Source organism: Campylobacter sp. RM9331, assembly GCF_020137685.1.
Classification (GTDB): Bacteria; Campylobacterota; Campylobacteria; order Campylobacterales; family Campylobacteraceae; genus Campylobacter_E.
Window position 1 is genome coordinate 1 of the sequence record NZ_JACGBA010000027.1, and the last position, 18,229, is coordinate 18,229.

General features: G+C 29.7%; 14 protein-coding genes. 9 read left to right on the top strand and 5 right to left on the bottom strand.

Annotated features, from left to right (window positions below):
* The 3 genes from lepA to AVBRAN9331_RS09155 form a co-directional block, all read right to left on the bottom strand.
* A partial coding sequence (gene lepA, locus AVBRAN9331_RS09145) for a translation elongation factor 4 (RefSeq protein WP_336612866.1) occupies positions 1-1,678 on the bottom strand: 1,678 nt, incomplete at its 3' end.
* A gap of 84 nt (positions 1,679-1,762) precedes the next feature.
* Positions 1,763-3,127 carry an L-serine ammonia-lyase gene (locus AVBRAN9331_RS09150; RefSeq protein ID WP_214117701.1) on the bottom strand — a complete coding sequence of 455 codons (1,365 nt, stop codon included), beginning with the start codon at positions 3,125-3,127 and terminating at the stop codon, positions 1,763-1,765.
* Complete coding sequence (locus tag AVBRAN9331_RS09155; RefSeq protein ID WP_214117700.1) at positions 3,124-4,332, bottom strand: aromatic amino acid transport family protein; 1,209 nt, start codon at positions 4,330-4,332, stop codon at positions 3,124-3,126. The genes AVBRAN9331_RS09150 and AVBRAN9331_RS09155 overlap by 4 nt, the downstream gene beginning before the upstream one ends.
* A 400-nt stretch (positions 4,333-4,732) precedes the next feature.
* Here AVBRAN9331_RS09155 and AVBRAN9331_RS09160 point away from each other — a divergent pair, with 400 nt between their 5' ends.
* Complete coding sequence (locus AVBRAN9331_RS09160; protein ID WP_336612871.1) at positions 4,733-6,133, top strand: alanine/glycine:cation symporter family protein; 1,401 nt, start codon at positions 4,733-4,735, stop codon at positions 6,131-6,133.
* 38 nt (positions 6,134-6,171) lie between these two features.
* On the opposite strand, the gene traF is transcribed toward AVBRAN9331_RS09160, so the two are convergent.
* Complete coding sequence (traF, locus tag AVBRAN9331_RS09165; protein WP_336612867.1) at positions 6,172-7,890, bottom strand: conjugal transfer protein TraF; 1,719 nt, start codon at positions 7,888-7,890, stop codon at positions 6,172-6,174.
* Positions 7,891-8,040: 150 nt separating this feature from the next.
* Here traF and AVBRAN9331_RS09170 point away from each other — a divergent pair, with 150 nt between their 5' ends.
* The 6 genes from AVBRAN9331_RS09170 (at position 8,041) to AVBRAN9331_RS09195 (ending at position 15,690) form a co-directional block, all read left to right on the top strand.
* A complete protein-coding gene (locus tag AVBRAN9331_RS09170; protein WP_336612868.1) occupies positions 8,041-9,399 on the top strand; it encodes a sodium/glutamate symporter in 1,359 nt (452 codons plus the stop codon).
* Positions 9,400-9,401: 2 nt separating this feature from the next.
* Entirely contained in the window at positions 9,402-10,559 is a 1,158-nt protein-coding gene (locus AVBRAN9331_RS09175) for a M20 metallopeptidase family protein (RefSeq protein WP_336612869.1), read from the top strand.
* Positions 10,560-10,714: 155 nt separating this feature from the next.
* On the top strand, positions 10,715-12,193 hold the full coding sequence (locus AVBRAN9331_RS09180) for a DASS family sodium-coupled anion symporter (RefSeq protein ID WP_214117697.1): 1,479 nt from the start codon (positions 10,715-10,717) through the stop codon (positions 12,191-12,193).
* A 52-nt stretch (positions 12,194-12,245) separates the two neighbouring features.
* On the top strand, positions 12,246-12,965 hold the full coding sequence (locus tag AVBRAN9331_RS09185; RefSeq protein WP_214117696.1) for a fumarate reductase cytochrome b subunit: 720 nt from the start codon (positions 12,246-12,248) through the stop codon (positions 12,963-12,965).
* A gap of 18 nt (positions 12,966-12,983) precedes the next feature.
* On the top strand, positions 12,984-14,975 hold the full coding sequence (locus AVBRAN9331_RS09190; RefSeq protein ID WP_214120099.1) for a fumarate reductase flavoprotein subunit: 1,992 nt from the start codon (positions 12,984-12,986) through the stop codon (positions 14,973-14,975).
* A complete protein-coding gene (locus tag AVBRAN9331_RS09195) occupies positions 14,968-15,690 on the top strand; it encodes a fumarate reductase iron-sulfur subunit (RefSeq protein ID WP_214117694.1) in 723 nt (240 codons plus the stop codon). The genes AVBRAN9331_RS09190 and AVBRAN9331_RS09195 overlap by 8 nt, the downstream gene beginning before the upstream one ends.
* Before the next feature lie 51 nt (positions 15,691-15,741).
* Here AVBRAN9331_RS09195 and AVBRAN9331_RS09200 read toward each other — a convergent pair whose 3' ends face one another.
* Positions 15,742-16,149, bottom strand: a complete 408-nt coding sequence (locus AVBRAN9331_RS09200; RefSeq protein WP_214120100.1) for a hypothetical protein — start codon at positions 16,147-16,149, stop codon at positions 15,742-15,744.
* A gap of 67 nt (positions 16,150-16,216) precedes the next feature.
* Between AVBRAN9331_RS09200 and AVBRAN9331_RS09205 the strand changes: the two genes are divergently transcribed.
* Positions 16,217-17,044, top strand: coding sequence for a prephenate dehydrogenase (locus AVBRAN9331_RS09205; RefSeq protein ID WP_214120101.1), 828 nt, complete (start codon positions 16,217-16,219; stop codon positions 17,042-17,044).
* 166 nt (positions 17,045-17,210) lie between these two features.
* The coding region (locus tag AVBRAN9331_RS09210; RefSeq protein WP_336612870.1) for a PDC sensor domain-containing protein at positions 17,211-18,229 on the top strand (1,019 nt) is incomplete at its 3' end.

Here is an 18,229-nt window from a genome sequence, read left to right on the forward strand (position 1 = left end):
TAGTAATATCCCCGCCGTAGCATTTAGCAGTAACATTTTTACCCATTGATTTTACATTTTCACGAGCTATGATTTTATTGCCTATACTTGCTTGAATTGCTACTTCAAATAATTGTCTAGGCACAATATCTTTCATAGCTTTTACTAAATCTCTACCTTTGCTTAAAGCCTTTTGATTTGGCACGATAATGCTTAACGCATCAACTGCTTCTCCAGCTACTTTTATATCAAGCTTTACTAAATCTCCCACTCTATAATCACAAAATTCATAATCAAAACTAGCATATCCACGAGTAAGTGATTTTAATTTATCATAAAAGTCCATAATAATCTCATTCATAGGTATATCGTATTCAAGCAATACTCTATTTTCTGTTATATAATCCATTTTTGTTTGTATTGCACGGCGATTATTTAAAAGAGTAATTAAATTCCCTAAAAACTCGCTAGGAGTTATTATAGTGGCTTTTACATAAGGCTCTTTTATGTGGTCTATTTTATTTACAGGTGGTAAGTCGCTTGGGTTTTGGATATTTAATACGCTTCCATCGGTTAAATTAACTTCGTAAGTAACGCTAGGAGCGGTTGCTATTAGGTCTAGATTAAACTCTCTTTCTAAGCGTTCTTTTATAACTTCCATATGCAATAAACCTAAAAAGCCAACCCTAAAGCCAAAACCTAAAGCAAGTGAAGTTTCTGGCTCGTATGAGATTGAGCTATCGTTTAGTTTTAATTTATCTAAAGCATCTCTTAAATCTTCAAATTTATCAGTTTCAATCGGATAAATCCCTGCAAATACAAAAGCTTTTGCTTTAGCAAAACCTTCAATTGGTTCTGTTGCTTTATCTTTTGCTAGGGTTATTGTATCTCCTACGCTAATTTGTGCTATGTCTTTTAGTCCTAATACGACGATACCAACTTCTCCTGCTTTAATTGTATTTGTTGGCATTGGATTTAGTGGGTGTGGATAGCGTAAATCTAATACATTATGCTTTACGCCTTCGTGCATTAAATATATTTCATCGTTTTTATTAATCTCTCCGTCCCTTACTCTAACTAAAGCTAAAGCCCCTAAATAGCTATCAAACCAGCTATCATAAATTAGTGCTTTTAGCTTATTTTGATTACTTTTTGGTGCAGGAATTCTCTCACAAATTGCTTGTAATAATTCAGCAATTCCTATCCCAGCCTTTGCACTAACTTCTATTGCATTAGAACAATCAATTCCTATTATATGCTCAATTTCAGCCTTTACTTTTGCAGGATTTGCTGCGGGTAGGTCAATTTTATTAATTACAGGAATTATTTCTAAATCATGCTCAATTGCCATATAAACATTCGCAATTGTTTGTGCTTGAACGCCTTGTGAAGCATCAACTACTAATAATGCCCCTTCGCAACTTGCTAAACTTCTACTAACTTCATACGAAAAATCCACATGACCTGGGGTGTCAATAAGATTTAAAATATAATTTTCTTTATTATAAGTATAATTTAATCTAACTGATTGAGCTTTTATAGTAATTCCACGCTCTTTTTCTATATCCATAGTATCCATTACTTGCTTACTCATTTTGCGTTGCTCTATAGCATTGCAAGTTGTGATTAAACAATCTGCTAAAGTGCTTTTACCATGGTCTATATGTGCTATTATTGAAAAATTTCTTATATTTTGCATTAAAGTTCCATTATTTTGATGTGATTTTTAATATTAACAAAAAATAATAAATTACAGATTGTAAAAAGGGCATAAAGCCCTTTTTTAGCAAAATTTCTTGTAATTTGTAGCTAGACCTGCAAGGCTAGTTTCTTTATATCTTGTATCCATATCTTTACCTGTTTCATACATAGTTTTAATAACCTCATCAAGCCCAACGCTAGGAGCACTCTCTCTATCCATAGCCATTTTAGCTGCACTTACAGCCTTTATCGCTCCGAATACATTACGCTCAATGCAAGGAATTTGAACAAGTCCTGCAACAGGATCACAAGTTAGCCCTAAATGATGCTCCATTGCAATTTCAGCTGCAGAGCAACAATCAATCGGACTTGCCCCCATACTAAAGGCAAATGAAGCAGCTGCCATTGAAGAAGCTGAGCCAATTTCTGCTTGACAACCTGCTTCAGCTCCACTTATACTTGCGTTTTTCTTAAACAATGAACCTATCGCCATTGATACTAATAAAAAGTCTCTAATGTCTTTTTCACTCATACTTTTTACATGCTCTTTTAAATATAAAAGCACAGCAGGAACTACTGCGCAAGCTCCATTGGTTGGAGCAGTTACTACGCGATTACCCGCTGCATTTTCTTCTGAAACACTCATAGCATAAAGGCTAAAATAATCTATAAAATCCAAATCACCCTTACGATTTAAATTCTTATCATCTAAAAGCATTAATTTTTTAGCTAATGCAGGAGCTCTTCTTTTAAGCTTAATTGGTCCTGGTAGGATTAGTTCATTTGAATTAGCACCTGCTTTAAAACTATCTTGCATTGCTTCATAAATCTCTTTGCAATAATTATTTATATATTCTTCGCTATTAAAATTAAGTTCATAAAGCATTGCAATTTCGGCTATGTTTTTATTGTATTTATTACATAACCACAAAAGCTCCGTCGCACTATCAAAAGAATAATCATAATTTTTTTCTTGATTAGTTTGATTAGTTTTACTAATCTCATCTTCACTTTTAATAAAGCCACCACCAACTGAATAATAAGTCTTAGATTTAACACAAGTATTATTTGAAAACGCTTCAATCGTTAAAGCATTTTCGTGATAGCTTTTAAATTCTTTAGAAAAAATAATATCGCTATTTTCATCAAAATCTATTTCAAATTCATTTCCTAATAAAAGCTTTCTTTCATTTAATCTTAATAATACAACTTGTTTTTGTTCTGGGCTTATTGTTTTTACATTTAAGCCACTAAGACCTAAAACCACAGCAATATCGCTTAAATGTCCTTTACCTGTAAGTGATAAAGAGCCAAATAAAGTAACTTTTATCCTAGTAATTTCTTTTAAATTTAAACCTTTTAAAAACTCATTTCCCGCAACAAAAGGTCCAACTGTGTGCGAACTTGATGGACCAATGCCGATTTTAAAAATACTTAAGTTACTCATAAGTTCATCTTATAAATTACACTTGTAATTGTGATAATTCCCATAATAGCTACGAAATAACAAGCCGCACCATTTTTATAAACTCTTAGCTCTGGGATTTTATATATAGCATATACAGGCATTAAAAATAATATTACAGCAATAATAGGACCGCCTAAATCTTCTATAAATCCTAAAATACTAGGGTTATAGTAAGCTACTATTATCATAGTTACATACATAAATATAGTTGTAAAGGCATTATTTTTACTAACAGCTTTTCCGCTTACTTTTTTAATAAGTCCATTTAAGCCTTCTCTAGCACCAAAATAGTGTCCAAAAAAGCTAGTTAAAATTGCCAAAAATGCAACAGCAGGAGCACCATAGCTTATGATATTTCCATCAAATTTATTAGCAAAATAGCTAAGGATTGGAATATTTGCATCTCTTGCAATAGCAAACTCATTTTTATCAAGACATAAAATACAAGAAAATACAAAAAACATAACAAATACTAATAAAAGCGTAGCGTTATTAAATAATATTTGCTTTCTTTTTGCGTCCGAGTTTTCTTTATACTCATTATATGTATTTAGGCTAAAAGTTGAAATCGCAGGAGAGTGATTAAAGCTAAATACTAATACAGGTAAAGTAAGCCATATTGTGCTAATAAATTCCTTTGCACTTGGAACTTCACCTAAAACTTCTAATTTCCAATGTGGAATTAAATAAAGTGAAAATAAAAATAGTATTAAGCATAATGGATAAACAAGCCATTCACAAACTTTAGTAACTAAAGTTTCATTAGTAAACATTACAGCCATCATAATTGTAATTAAAACAATAGCCAAGATTAAGCGATTTGGCTCGGCTAAGCCTAATTGATTTACCATAAATGAGCTTATAGTATTTGTAATACCAACCCCATAAGCAAGACAAATAGGATAAATTGCAAAAAAGTATAAAAATGTAATCACAATTCCTACTTCTTTACCAAAATATTTATTCACAGCATCAGTAATATCTCCACCTTTAGTAGAGCCTACAAAATATGATAAGAATAAATGTGATAAATATGTCATTGGGAAAATTAATACACACATTAAAACAATAGGCCAAAAGCCACCAGTTCCTGCACGAATAGGTAAGAATAAAATTCCAGCACCAACAGCAGTGCCAAACAATGAAAACATCCAACGATTGTCAAATTCGCTCCATTTTTTCATTATTACTCCTTAAAATAATTTAAAGCCGCTATTTTAATTATATTTATATAACTTATTATAAATTTAAATCAAACTTTTAAAATAAATGTTACAAAATGTAACAAAATATTAAAATTTATAAAAAATAATATGATTTTGATATTTATTATCTTTTATTTATTATAATGACTTCGTTTTTTTTAAATTTAAAGGAGATATTATGAATTTATTACATCCAAAGAGCTTAAAAGACATTATTAAAAAGCCAGATAATCAAAAAAATCCTTTTGAAAGATTAATTATTGCTTGCGAAGATAAAAGCAGCAAACATAAGTAATTAACCAAAAACGCTTGAATTTATATATAATGATTTTTTGAAATTTTTTATTAAGGAGAGCGTTTGCAAAGTTTATTAGAAGAAATACATTTATTTTTAGATTTAATAAATGGTTATTTATATACTTATTTTTTAGTTTTTGCACTAATTATTGTAGGTATAATTTATTCTATCAATACTCGTTTTGCTCAGTTTAGATTGATGGGTAATGTTTTAACATTATTAAAAGAAAAGCAAGACAACAAAGACCATGTTAGTAGTTTTGAAGCTTTAATGATTTCAACTGCTTCAAGGGTTGGTATTGGAAATATCGCTGGAATTAGCACTGCAGTTGTAGTTGGTGGTGCAGGTGCATTGTTTTGGATGTGGGTAATGGCATTTATAGGCGGTGCAAGTGCATTTGCTGAAAGCACATTAGCTCAAATATATAAAAGTAAAGATGAAAATGGTTTTCGTGGAGGACCTGCATATTTTATTGAAAAAGGCTTAGGAAATAAATTTTTTGGTAAATTATTTTCAGTTATTTTAATTATTACTTATGCTTATGGATTTAATGGACTTCAAAGCCATACTATGACTTCAGCATTTGAGATATATTTTCCTGATAACTTTAGTAATGCAAGTATAATTATAGGGATTATTTTAAGTGTTGTTGCTTTTGCATTATTCTTTTCAAATTCAAAATCACTTGGAAAAGTAAGCTCAATTATTGTTCCTATAATGGCTTTTATTTATATTTTATTAAGCATTATTGCTATGGCTATGCACTATGATTTAATACCATCTGTGTTTAAAATGATTTTTAATAGTGCTTTTGATTTTCAAGCTATTTTTGGTGGATTTGCAGGTAGTGTTATAGTAATAGGAATTAAGCGTGGATTATTTTCAAACGAAGCTGGTATGGGTTCTGCTCCAAACGCAGCTGCAGCAGCAAATACAAGCCATCCTGTAAAACAAGGAATTATTCAAAGTTTTTCAGTGTTTATTGATTTAATTATATGTTCATGCTCTGGATTTTTAGTATTGTTCTCACAAAGTTACATTAATCAATTATCAACTGGCGAAACTAAATTAAATGCTTTACCTATGGTGCAACAATCAATGATGGAATATTATGGTACTTGGGGACTTCATTTTATAACTTTTGCAGTTATTTTATTTGCTGTAACTTCTTTAATCGGTAATTTTTACTATGCAGATGCAAATGTTAAAAACCTTACAAAAAATAATTTAAATGAATTAGTTTTTAAAATAAGTGCGGTTGCTATGGTGTTTATTGGTTCTCAATTAGATTTAAAAGTAGCTTGGGATTTAGCAGATATTACAATGGCTGCAATGGCTTCTATAAATATCATTGCTATTTTATTATTAAGTCCTATTTTAATAAAATGCTTAAAAGATTATGATGAGCAAAAGAAAAGAGGTTTAGACCCTGTATTTAGTGCTAAAAAATTAGGTATTAAAAACGCTGAATGTTGGGATTAAGCAAGATTTGAATTAGGTTAAATCCTAATTCAAATTCTTTACCATTTATATCCAAATCCTATTCTTAAATCAAAATAATTAGGCACTTTACTTGAAACCTTGCAAATATCTTTATCGCAATTACTAGACTTTAATCCACTCGCTAAGGCTATATCAAATATATTAAAGAAATTAGCTCCCGTTGTAAGTATAGTCCCATAATCTTTTTTAATATCGTAAGCTAAGCCACCCCTTAGATTAAAATAATCATTAAATTCGTATTTAACACCACCGCCTAGCATTTGAGATTTATTGTATTTATTTGATAAAGTTGCGTTTTTAACCAAATCAGCATCAAAAGCAAAAGTAAAATCACTATATTTATATGCTAATCCAAATCTTACTTGCGGATTTAATCTCATACTGCTTGAATGGAATTTGATTTTAGGATTATTTAAATTTTTAATAACCAATCCAGTAGAAAAATCATCAATACTATATAATGCTCCTATATCTATTCCAAAAGTATTTGTTGATTTTGCATTATGCAAATCATTTTTAATATTTATATCTTTAGAATTAACCCCATTCATATCTATTTTAATGCCTTTTTCTACTTGATATGCTTGAATATTCATATATTTTAAACTAGCACCTAAACTAAGCTCTCCATAAGGCATTATAAAACCATTTGCGTAACTAATCGGCACTTCTGTTATCATTAGCATTGTTGTATTTAAAGGATTTTTTACACTATCTTGCATTGCTGAATGATTTAAATATTCTTCTTCGCTTACATTGGTTACGAATAGTTGTGAATTGCTTTTAAATAATTTTAAATAAATATATCTATCATCATCTTTTATTTTTATTATTAAACTACTTTTTTCTTTATTTAATGAAGCATAAGTATTAAGTGAAATCGTATTAAATAAGCTTACAGAAAAAGCACTTAAATCCCCTAAATTATTGTTATATTCTAAACCACTTAATATATTTAAATTAACTTCATTATCATAAACTGCATTATAAATTAATTCAATATCATTTAAGGTATTTTCATCAAGAAAGGTATCTAATTTAGTATCTCCAATATCTAACAATAAATCATCTAAATTAACATTACCATCTTTTGAATTCTTTATCACATCTAAGACATTTTTTGTATCAGTATCACTTATTATATTTGTTAATAATTTTGTATCAACGCCATTATTATTTAATTCTTCATTTGTATTATTTGTTGAAGTTATTAGCTCGGTTTTTATTGTTGTAGATAATTCATCATTATCTTGCATTTTATTTTTTAAATCACTAATTATATTGTCTAGTTCATCTTTAGTTAAATTATCATCTAATTCATCTTTAAAAGTTTTTGCTAATAAGGCTAAATCTTCATTATCGCTATTTGTGTTTCTTAATATAAAATCATCTATAACACTACCAAAATTACCAAATTTTAAATTATTAGCTCTTGAATTGTTGTTTGGATTAAAAATATGCTTTATTTTGCTTATATTTGCTTCAATTTTTTTATTTATAGATTTATCAAGATTAGATAATTCTAAAAGATTTTTTTGATTATAATTTGCTCCAAAACTAAAATTAACACCATTTTTAGAATAAATCAAACTAGCAGGATTATAATAAGCTGCAAAATCATTATCTTTAAGTGCAACTCCAGCATATCCCATACTCAAAGGTATATTACCTAAACTACCAAATTCTAACGCCAAAGCACTAAAACTAAAAGCGCTAGTTAATATTATCTTTTTCATAATTTTCCTTTTAAAAATATTAAAAATTATATAGTTACTTTATTATTGTTACTTAATGTATCAAAAAAATAATTTTTAGATTATTTTATTTAATTAATTGGCTTAAAAAATATAATTTTTTATAAAATCTCTCAAAAGGAGATTGGTAAAATGACAAGCAAATTATTTGTAGAATTACTTTATAGCGTCGGCTTTATAAGTTTGTTTTTATTATTAGGTGTTTTTCTTAGAGCTAAGATTAAGTTTTTTGGTCAAACTTTTATACCTGCTTCAGTAATTGGTGGTTTTATTGTTTTAATACTTGGAAACAATGGATTTAATATATTAAAACTGCCTGATGAGTGGATGAATATTTATAAATTATTACCTGGAATATTAATTGTTCCAGTTGTAGCTTCTGTTCCACTTGGTTTAAGATTTGAAGGAAGTTTAAAATCAAGTAAAAATATTTTGCCTTTAGCATTTATTATAATAGCTATATCTATGTTTCAGTTTGCAGCTGGACTTAGCACTCAATATATATTTACTGATAATTTTTATTCTACTTTTGGATTAGAACTTGGTATTGGCTATGTTGGTGGGCATGGAACGGCTGCAGTATTGGGAAATTTACTTCATAATTTAAATCTTGAATATTGGGAACAAGCTCAAGGTGTTGCTATTACTATGGCTACTTTTGGGCTTGTTGGCGGAATTTTATTTGGAATGGTGCTAATAAATTATGCAAGCAGAAAAAATGAAACAAAAATATTAAAAACTCCACAAGATATTCCTGTAAGTTTTAAAGTTGGTTATCATAATGATATAAACAAACAAAATAGCTTAGGTAGAGAAACTACTATGAGTTCATCAATAGATGCTCTAGCTTTTCATTCGGCTATTATTTTAGGGGTATGTGCTATTTCTTATTTTGTATTAAATACTATTAAAGAATACAAAATACCTGTATTAAGCGAAATATCAATTTGGGCTTATGCTATTATAATAATGTTTATTGTTTGGGGATTAATAATTAAACTAAAATTAAGTTTTTTAATAGATGAAAAAGTTAAATCAAAAATATCAGGCTCACTTACTGAATTTGCGGTAGTTTGTGCTATTGCTAGTTTGCCTATTAAAGCTGTATTTGAATACCTTATGCCAATACTATATATGGTTATTGTAGGTTTTATTTTAACTACTATATTTTTATATTTTATGTGCAAGTGGCTTTTAGATGGGTATTGGTTTGAGATGATGATTGCTACTTATGGCTCTTGTTGTGGTGTATTTTTAACAGGTATTTTATTGCTTAGAATATGTGATCCAGAATTTAAAAGCCCAGCAATAAGCAATTATTCTTTATCTTATACCATTTCAAGCGTTACTTATTTTGCATTATTGAATTTCATAGTTACTACAATAGTTTTTAGCGGCCTTTTTAGTGGAATGCTGCTTTCTATGGGAATTGGCTTATTAGCTACAATATTGGCAATACTATTTGCAAAAATTAAAATTAAAGGAGTGTAAAAATGAAAAATTATATAAAAAGTATTAAAAACGATGTTATAAATTACAGAAGAACAATTCATCAAAACCCAGAATTATCTTATGAAGAAAAAGAAACTTCAAATTATATAGCAAATGAATTGGATAAATTAGGAATAACTTATAAAAGACAAAGCGATAATTACGGAATTATTGCGTATTTTAATGTAGATAATGCAAGTAAAACTATTGCTTTTAGAGCTGATATGGATGCTTTACCTTTAAATGAAGAAACTAATGTTAATTATTCTTCTAAAAAATCAAAATGTATGCACGCTTGTGGGCATGATGCACACACGGCTATTTTATTAGGTTTTGCAAAAGTATTACAAGAATTTAAATCAGAATTAAAAAATAATATTATTTTAGTATTTCAACCAGCAGAAGAAGCTTCTCCTAATGGTGGAGCAAAAGCTATTATTAATAGTGGTGTTTTAGATGGTATAGATGAGATATATGGTCTTCATGTTTGGCCTGAAGCAAATGTTGGAGAAGTTATGGTAAAAAAAGGTGCTATGATGGCAAATTCTGATCATTTTTATGTAAGCATAAATGGAAAATCATCTCACGCAGCAGAACCACATAAAGGAATAGATGCTTTAAGTGCAGCTTGTAATTGGGTTAGTAATATACAAACATTTATATCAAGGGGACTTGACCCATTTGACAATGCTGTATTAACTATAGGGACTTTTAATTCTGGAGTTAGATATAATGTGGTATCTGAACTAACTAAAATAGAAGGGACTTGCAGAACTTTTAGCTCTAAAACTAGAGATTATTTAGAAAATAGTTTAAAAAATAGTCTTGAAGCCTTAGATAAAGCTTATGGCACTAATAGTGTTTTGGATTATCAAAGGGGCTATCCAGCATTAATTAACAATGATGAAGCAGTTGATAAAGTAGTAAAAGCAATTATTAAAAGTGATTTAAAGGTGGTATATAAAGATAATGCTTCTACAGGAGCAGAAGATTTTGCTTTTTATTTGCAAAAATATAAAGGTGCATTTTTCTTTTTAGGGACTAAGTATTCAGGTTGTTTTCCTTTACATCATCCAAAATTTAATATAGATGAAGATATATTATTAAATGGAATTTTGGTTTTTACTAATTTAGCTTTTAATAATGCAAATGATGATTAAAAATTAACCTTAAAATATTTTAAGTTTAAATTGTTTTTAAATTAAAGCTTAAAAATAGATATTAATTTTTTAAAGTTAGATGATTATTTAAAAAATTAAGATTTTCTTTAGCTTTTTTGGAATATATTAATTTCAACTTAATTTTAGGAGTTAATATGAAAGGTAAGGTTCCGTTGTGGAAATTTATCGCACCAGTTGTTGCTGGTTTGCTTGTGTTTTTGCTTTCGTATTTATTTGCTGATTATTCTCAGCTTAGTATGAATGCTTGGATTTATGTTAGCATTTTTGCTGCTTTAGTTGTAGGGCTTATCTTAGAGCCTATGCCACCTGCTTTTTTAGGTATTATTGCTATAGCTTTAGCAGTATTATTTAAAGTTGGTCCTGCAAAATCAGGCGAAGTTGGTGCAAAAATTACTTCAGAAGCTGCAATTAATTGGGGTTTAACTGGATTTTCAAATTCTGTTGTGTGGCTTATTTTTGCTTCATTTATGATAGGAATTGGCTATCAAAATAGTGGTCTTGGTAAAAGAATTGCTTTAATTTTAGTAAATAAATTAGGCAAATCTACTTTAGGTTTAGGCTATGCAATTGCTATTGCTGATTTAATTTTAGCTCCATTTATTCCGAGTAATGCTGCAAGAAGTGGTGGAACTATTTATCCAATAGCTACAAGTATTCCTGCTATGTATGATAGCTCTCCTGATAAAGAACCAAGAAAAATAGGTGCTTACATAGCGTGGGTAAGTCTTGCTACTACTTGTATTTCAAGTTCAATATTTTTAACAGGTCAAGCACCAAACCCACTAGCTTTAGAGATATTATCAAAATCAGGTATTGCTGTAGTTGATTGGATGGGTTGGTTTTTATGCTTTTTACCTATTGGTATTATTTTGTTTTTAATCACTCCTTTATTAACTTATTATATCTATCCACCAGAAGTTAAAGGCTCTAGTAAAATTAGTGCTTGGGCTAAAGAAGAATTAGTAAAACTTGGCTCAATTAAATTAAAAGAATTATTAATGTTAAGCATTTCAATTCTTGCTCTAATTTTATGGATAGGTTCAAAGACTTTTGGAGTTAGTGCTACTACAACTGCTTTAATTGTAATTATTCTAATGATAGTTACTAATATTATTACTTGGAATGATTTTTTAGCTAATAAACCAGCGTGGAATGTTCTTACTTGGTTTGCTACTTTAGTAACAATGGCAGGTGGATTAAAAAATGTTGGATTTTTAGAATTCTTATCAAAATATACTGATAGTTTATTAAGTGGTATTAGTCCTACTTTAGCAGTATTTATATTATTACTTGTGTTTTGTTTATTAAGATATTTCTTTGCTTCTGGGACTGCATATGTTACTGCAGTTGTTGGGGTGTTTGCAATTATTGCAAGTAAAATTGCTGGTTATGATGCGTCTTTTATTATGATGTTTTTACTAGCTCCAATGGGTATGATAAGTGTTTTAACACCTTATGGGACAGGACATAGCCCAATTTGGTTTGCGAGTGGTTATATTAAAGGTGCAGAATTTTGGAAATTAGGTGCTATTTTTGGAGCTATTTATTTACTAATTTACACACTTATTGCGTATCCGTGGTTTAAATTCATTATTCCACATATTTTTTCGTAGGTCGTTTGTTAAACATTAGTAAAATGAGAAAAATTTAAGAAAAGGAGTTAAAGTGTCTAGTAAAATTGAAAATTTTTTAGGCAAAAGAGTTGATGGCACTAAATCACGCTTACCTGCTAAGCTTGATTTTTATCAAAGTGCTACTGGTTTAATTCTAGGGCTTTTTATGTGGGGACATATGCTTTTTGTTTCTACCGTTTTAATCAGTCCTGAATTTTTTGAAGCTACGGCTAAGTTTTTTGAGGGTTCGGCTATTTTTGATACGCCAAAACCTGCTTTAGTATCTTGTATGGTGCTTATTATTTTTATTATTTTCTTTATTCACGCTGCTCTTGGTATGAGAAAATTACCAATTACTTATCGCCAATGGCAAATCGCAAGAGAGCATTCAAAACTAATAAAACACGAAGATACAACGCTTTGGGTTATTCAAGCCTGTACAGGTTTTGTTATGTTTTTCTTCGCTTCAATGCACCTTGCAATGATGTTTTTTAATCCTGAAACTATTAGATTTTTAGGTGCAGTTGAAAGAATTGTAAATCATAATATGTGGGCGTTTTATTTAATTTTATTATTCGCTGTTGAGCTTCATGGTGGTATTGGTCTTTATAGACTTTGCGTTAAATGGGGTTGGTTTGATGGAAATGATGTGCATACTGCAAGAGCTAGAAGAAAAACTCTTAAAAAATTAAAATGGGTTATTAGTATTTTCTTTATAGTTTTAGGACTTGCTAATTTAGCAGTATTTATAAAAGCTGGTATTAGCTTATAACAAACAGAAAGGCTTAAAATGAAAGTAGAATTTAGTGATGCTTTAATAGTTGGTGGTGGTTTAGCAGGACTTAGAAGTGCTGTTGAAGTTGCTAAAAGTGGTCAATCAGTTACGCTTTTAAGTATTTGTCCTGTTAAGCGTTCTCACTCAGCTGCGGTTCAAGGTGGTATGCAAGCAAGTCTTGCTAATGGTAATAAAGGTGAAGGAGATAATGAAGATTTACACTTTGCTGACACCGTAAAAGGAAGCGATTGGGGATGCGATCAAGAAGTAGCAAGAATGTTTGCTCAAACTGCACCTAAGGCTGTTCGTGAGTTAGCTAGTTGGGGCGTGCCTTGGACTAGGATTACAAAAGGTCCTAGAAATGTTGTTATAAACGCACAAAAAGTAACAATAGAAGAAAAAGAAGAAGCACACGGACTTATAAATGCAAGAGATTTTGGTGGGACTAAAAAATGGAGAACTTGCTATATTGCTGATGCTACAGGGCATTGTATGATTTTTGGGGTTGCAAACGAAGCAATCAAACATAATGTAAAAATCATAGATAGAATGGAAGCTCTTAGAATTATTCACAAAGATGGAATTTGTTTAGGCGTAGTTGCAAGAAGCTTAATTGATGGTAGTCTAACTGCATTTGTATCAAAAGGCACAATGATAGCAACAGGTGGATATGGTAGAGTTTATAAACAAACTACAAACGCAGTTATTTGTGAAGGAACAGGTGCAGCAATGGCACTTGAGACAGGATTATGCTCTTTATCAAATATGGAAGCGGTTCAATTTCACCCAACTCCAATTGTTCCAAGTGGGATACTTTTAACTGAAGGTTGCCGTGGTGATGGTGGTATTTTAAGAGATGTTGATGGATACCGCTTTATGCCTGATTATGAGCCTGAGAAAAAAGAATTAGCAAGTCGTGATGTTGTAAGTCGCCGTATGATGGAGCATATTAGAAAAGGAAAAGGTGTTAAAAGTCCTTATGGAGAGCATTTATGGCTTGATATTTCAATCTTAGGTCGTGCTCATGTTGAAAAAAACTTAAGAGATGTTCAAGATATTTGTAAGACATTTAATGGAATTGACCCTGCTGATGAAGGTCCAAAAGGTTGGGCGCCGGTTCTTCCTATGCAACACTATTCAATGGGTGGAATTAGAACTAAGCCAAATGGAGAAACTCCTAAGATGAAAGGTCTTTTTGCAGCAGGTGAAGCAGCTTGTTGGGATATGCACGGATTTAATAGACTTGGTGGAAATAGCTGTGCTGAAACCGTTGTTGCAGGTATGATTGTAGGAGATTATTTTTCTGAGTATTGCAAAAATAATACAATAGTAGCTGATATGCAAGTGGTTCAAAAATTCTTAAACGATGAAGCAAATTATTTAAAAGAAATAGCAAATCGTGAAGGTAAATATAATATTTTTGAAATCAAAAACGAAATGAAAGATATTATGTGGGAGCATGTTGCTATTTTTAGAACAGGCGAAGGATTAGAATACGCAGTAAAACGCCTTGAAGAATTATTAATAGAGAGCAAAAAAGTAGCTATTAAAGATAAAGAATTAAATTGCTCAAATCCAGAGCTAGAAGAAGCTTATAGAGTTCCAAGAATGTTAAAAGTTGCTTTATGTGTTGCTCGTGGTGCGCTTCTTAGAACTGAAAGCCGTGGGGCTCATTATAGAGAAGATTATCCAAAAAGAGATGATTTAAATTGGATGAAAAGAACTATGACTTATTGGGATGAAGGCTCAACTTTACCTAGAGTTGAATATGAAGACCTTGATATTATGAAAATGGAAATGCCACCAGCATTCCGTGGTTATGGTGCAAAAGGAAATATAATTGAAAATCCTTTAAGTGAAGTTCGTCAAAAACAAGTAGATGAAATTACAGAAAAATTACAAGCAGAAGGTAAAAGTAGAGCAGAAATCCAAGACGCACTTATGCCTTATGAATTACAAGCTAGATTTAAAGCAGCTAATCAAAGAATAGGGGTTGATTATGAGTAGGAAACTAACAATAAGGGTATTTAAATATAATCCACATAGTAAAATTAGCAAGCCACATTTTGCTACTTATACATTAGATGAAACTAGTGGTATGACTATTTTTATAGTTTTAAATCAAATTAGAGAAAAATTTGATGCAAGTTTGAGTTTTGATTTCGTTTGTCGTGCAGGAATTTGTGGCTCATGTGCAATGATGATTAATGGAAAACCAAAATTAGGTTGCAAAACTCTTACTAAAGATTATCCTGATGGAGTAATTGAGCTTATGCCTTTACCTGCGTTTAAGCATATTAAGGATTTAAGTGTTAATACAGGTGAATGGATGGAAGGTATGTGTAAAAGGGTAGAAAGCTGGATACATACTGACAAAGTTACTGATATTTCTAAGATTGAAGAAAGAGTTGAACCAGCAGTTGCTGAAGAAACATTTGAGCTTGATAGATGTATTGAATGTGGTATTTGTATAGCTTCTTGTGCAACTAAAGTTATGAGACCTAATTTCATAGGTGCTGCAGGACTTATGAGAGCTGCAAGATACGAGCAAGACCCACACGATAATAGAACTTTAGATGATTTTTATGAATTAGTTGGTGATGATGATGGAATTTTTGCTTGTATGAGCTTACTTGCTTGTGAAGATAATTGCCCTAAACAATTACCACTACAAACAAAAATCGCTTATCTAAGACGCAAATTAGCTACAAATAAAGGCTAAAAATATTAAGAATTTGAAATAAGATTTTATTTCAAATTCTTTTTTCACTACTCATAAAATACTTAATAATTTTGCAAATAAAACTATCAAAAAACATATTATCAAGGCTAAAATATGAGCTTGTTTTACCAAAAAATGTTCTTTATTGTTTTTAAATCTCGCTATATAAATACTAATAAAAGTTATAAAAAGCATTAAAATTACTAGAGCTATTTTGATAAAAAACATAATTTTATTTATATTTGCAAAATTAGTATATTCATTATATGCTAGATAAATTCCGCTAAGAATTAATATAACAAAGCTAAGTGCATATAAAATACCTGAACTTTTAAAATAAGCCTTTTTTAGCTCATTAGCTTGTTTTAACCCATAGCACAAAATCGCATCAACAAATACATAACCTATAAAAATAATTGCTGAAAATAAGTGCAAAAAAATCACAATAAAATCAACCATTTAAACTCCTTTTTTTAGAAAAATATTATATTATTTTGCATATATAAATCTTAATTAAGGATAAGTTATGAAAGCAGTTGTAATTGGATTAGGATTAATTGGTGGCTCATTGGCTTTAAATTTGATGAAAAACAAATTTATTAGTGGAGTTTATGGAATTGATTTAAATAAAGAACACGAAAAAGAAGCTTTAAAGCTTAATTTAGTTCATGAAATTATAACTTTTGATGAGATTAAAACTTGTGATTTGATTTTTTTATGTGTTCCTGTTGGAGCTATTATTGAAATTATTAAACAATTAAAAGATATTCCAAAAACTACTACAATTATAGAATTTGGTAGCACAAAAGAAAGTATTCAAAACGCAATAAGCGATGATTTAAAAGAGCAATTCATATTAGCTCATCCAATGGCAGGAACAGAGCATAATGGTCCTAGTGCTGCTAAGATTGATTTATTTAAAAACGCTGTTTGTGTATTGTGCAATACCGAAAATACGAGCGTATTTCATCAACATAGAACCATAGAATTATTAAGCAATATTGGAATGAGAATTACTTTTATGAATGCAAGTTCGCACGATCATCATAGTGCCATCATATCTCATCTACCGCATGTAATTAGCTTTTCTTTAGCAAATTATGTGTTAGATTGCGAAGATAAGAAAAACATTTTACACCTAGCAGGTGGTTCTTTTGCTGATATGAGTAGGATTGCAAAGAGTAGCCCTGCAATGTGGGAAAGTATTTTTAAAGAAAATAAAACAAATGTTTTAAATGCTCTTGATGGCTTTATAAATGAACTAAATGAGTTTAAGCAAATGATAAATAACGATGAATATCAAAAGCTAAACGAATGGCTTAAGAATGCTAATAAATTAAAAGAGATTTTATAATTTCATTGATTTCAATTAATATTTTTTTAATTGAAATCATAATTTTTCTTATTATTCCTTAAACGCTTAAACCATTGCTACATAGATATTTAAAAATTTTTTTACTATTAAATATTATTCAATTCTTTAATTGTAACATTAACGCAATTTTTTAAAAAGGAGTATTATGAAATTAACAAACAAAATTCCAGCATTAATTGCTATCCCACTTGTAGTTTGCTTTATTGTATTGTGTATAGTGAATTATTCTAGTTCAAAAACTGATTCATTATCATTTACAGACAAAGCTAAAGAAAACGGCTTAAATGCCACTATGCTTTATGTAGATTCTTATTTTAATTCAAGAATAAATTTTATAGAGCAATTCTCACCAATTTTAGCAAATTCAATTAGTGAAGATAATCAAGATGAGAATATCTTTAAAATTCTTAAAAATTATTTAGGAATTTCAAATTTCTCTGCTTTATTTATTGGTATGGCTGATAGTGGCAAGTTTTATTATATTAGCTCTAATAACGAGCCTTATATAGTAAAAGACCAAGATGCAAGAAGTAGGGGTTGGTATAAAGATGCTATTAGTGCCAATAGGGCTTTATTAGGTAAAGAAGTTTATCCTGATGAGAGATTAAAAGAAAAAGTTATGACAATTTCAGCACCTATTATTAAAAATGGCAAAATAATTGGGGTAATTGGTGGAGATATGGCATTTAAAGATTTAAAAAATCAAATTTTAACTTTACATTTTTCTAAGACCAACACAATATTTGCTTATGATGATAAATTACAATTTGTAATGCACCCGAATGAAGAATTTGAATTAAAACAAGATGATGTTATAAAAATGATTGAAAATAATCTAAAAGATGGCATTTCAGTTCGCTATACCTTTAAAGGTGATGAAAAAACTGCAGTATGCATTAATTCAAATACAACAGGCTGGAAATTCTGTAGCACCAATTTAACTAGCGATATAGATGATACTTTAAATTCTTTATTAAAACAAAATATAACATTATTTTTTGCTTCTTTAGTGATTATTTTATTATGCTTATTCTTCTTAATCAAATTCTCACTTCGCCCACTTGAAATCATTCAAAAAGGTCTAAGAGAAGTATTCGCACTAATAAATCACGAAAGAAAAACAGCAAGCAAGATTGATTTAAATTCTAAAGATGAATTCGGAGA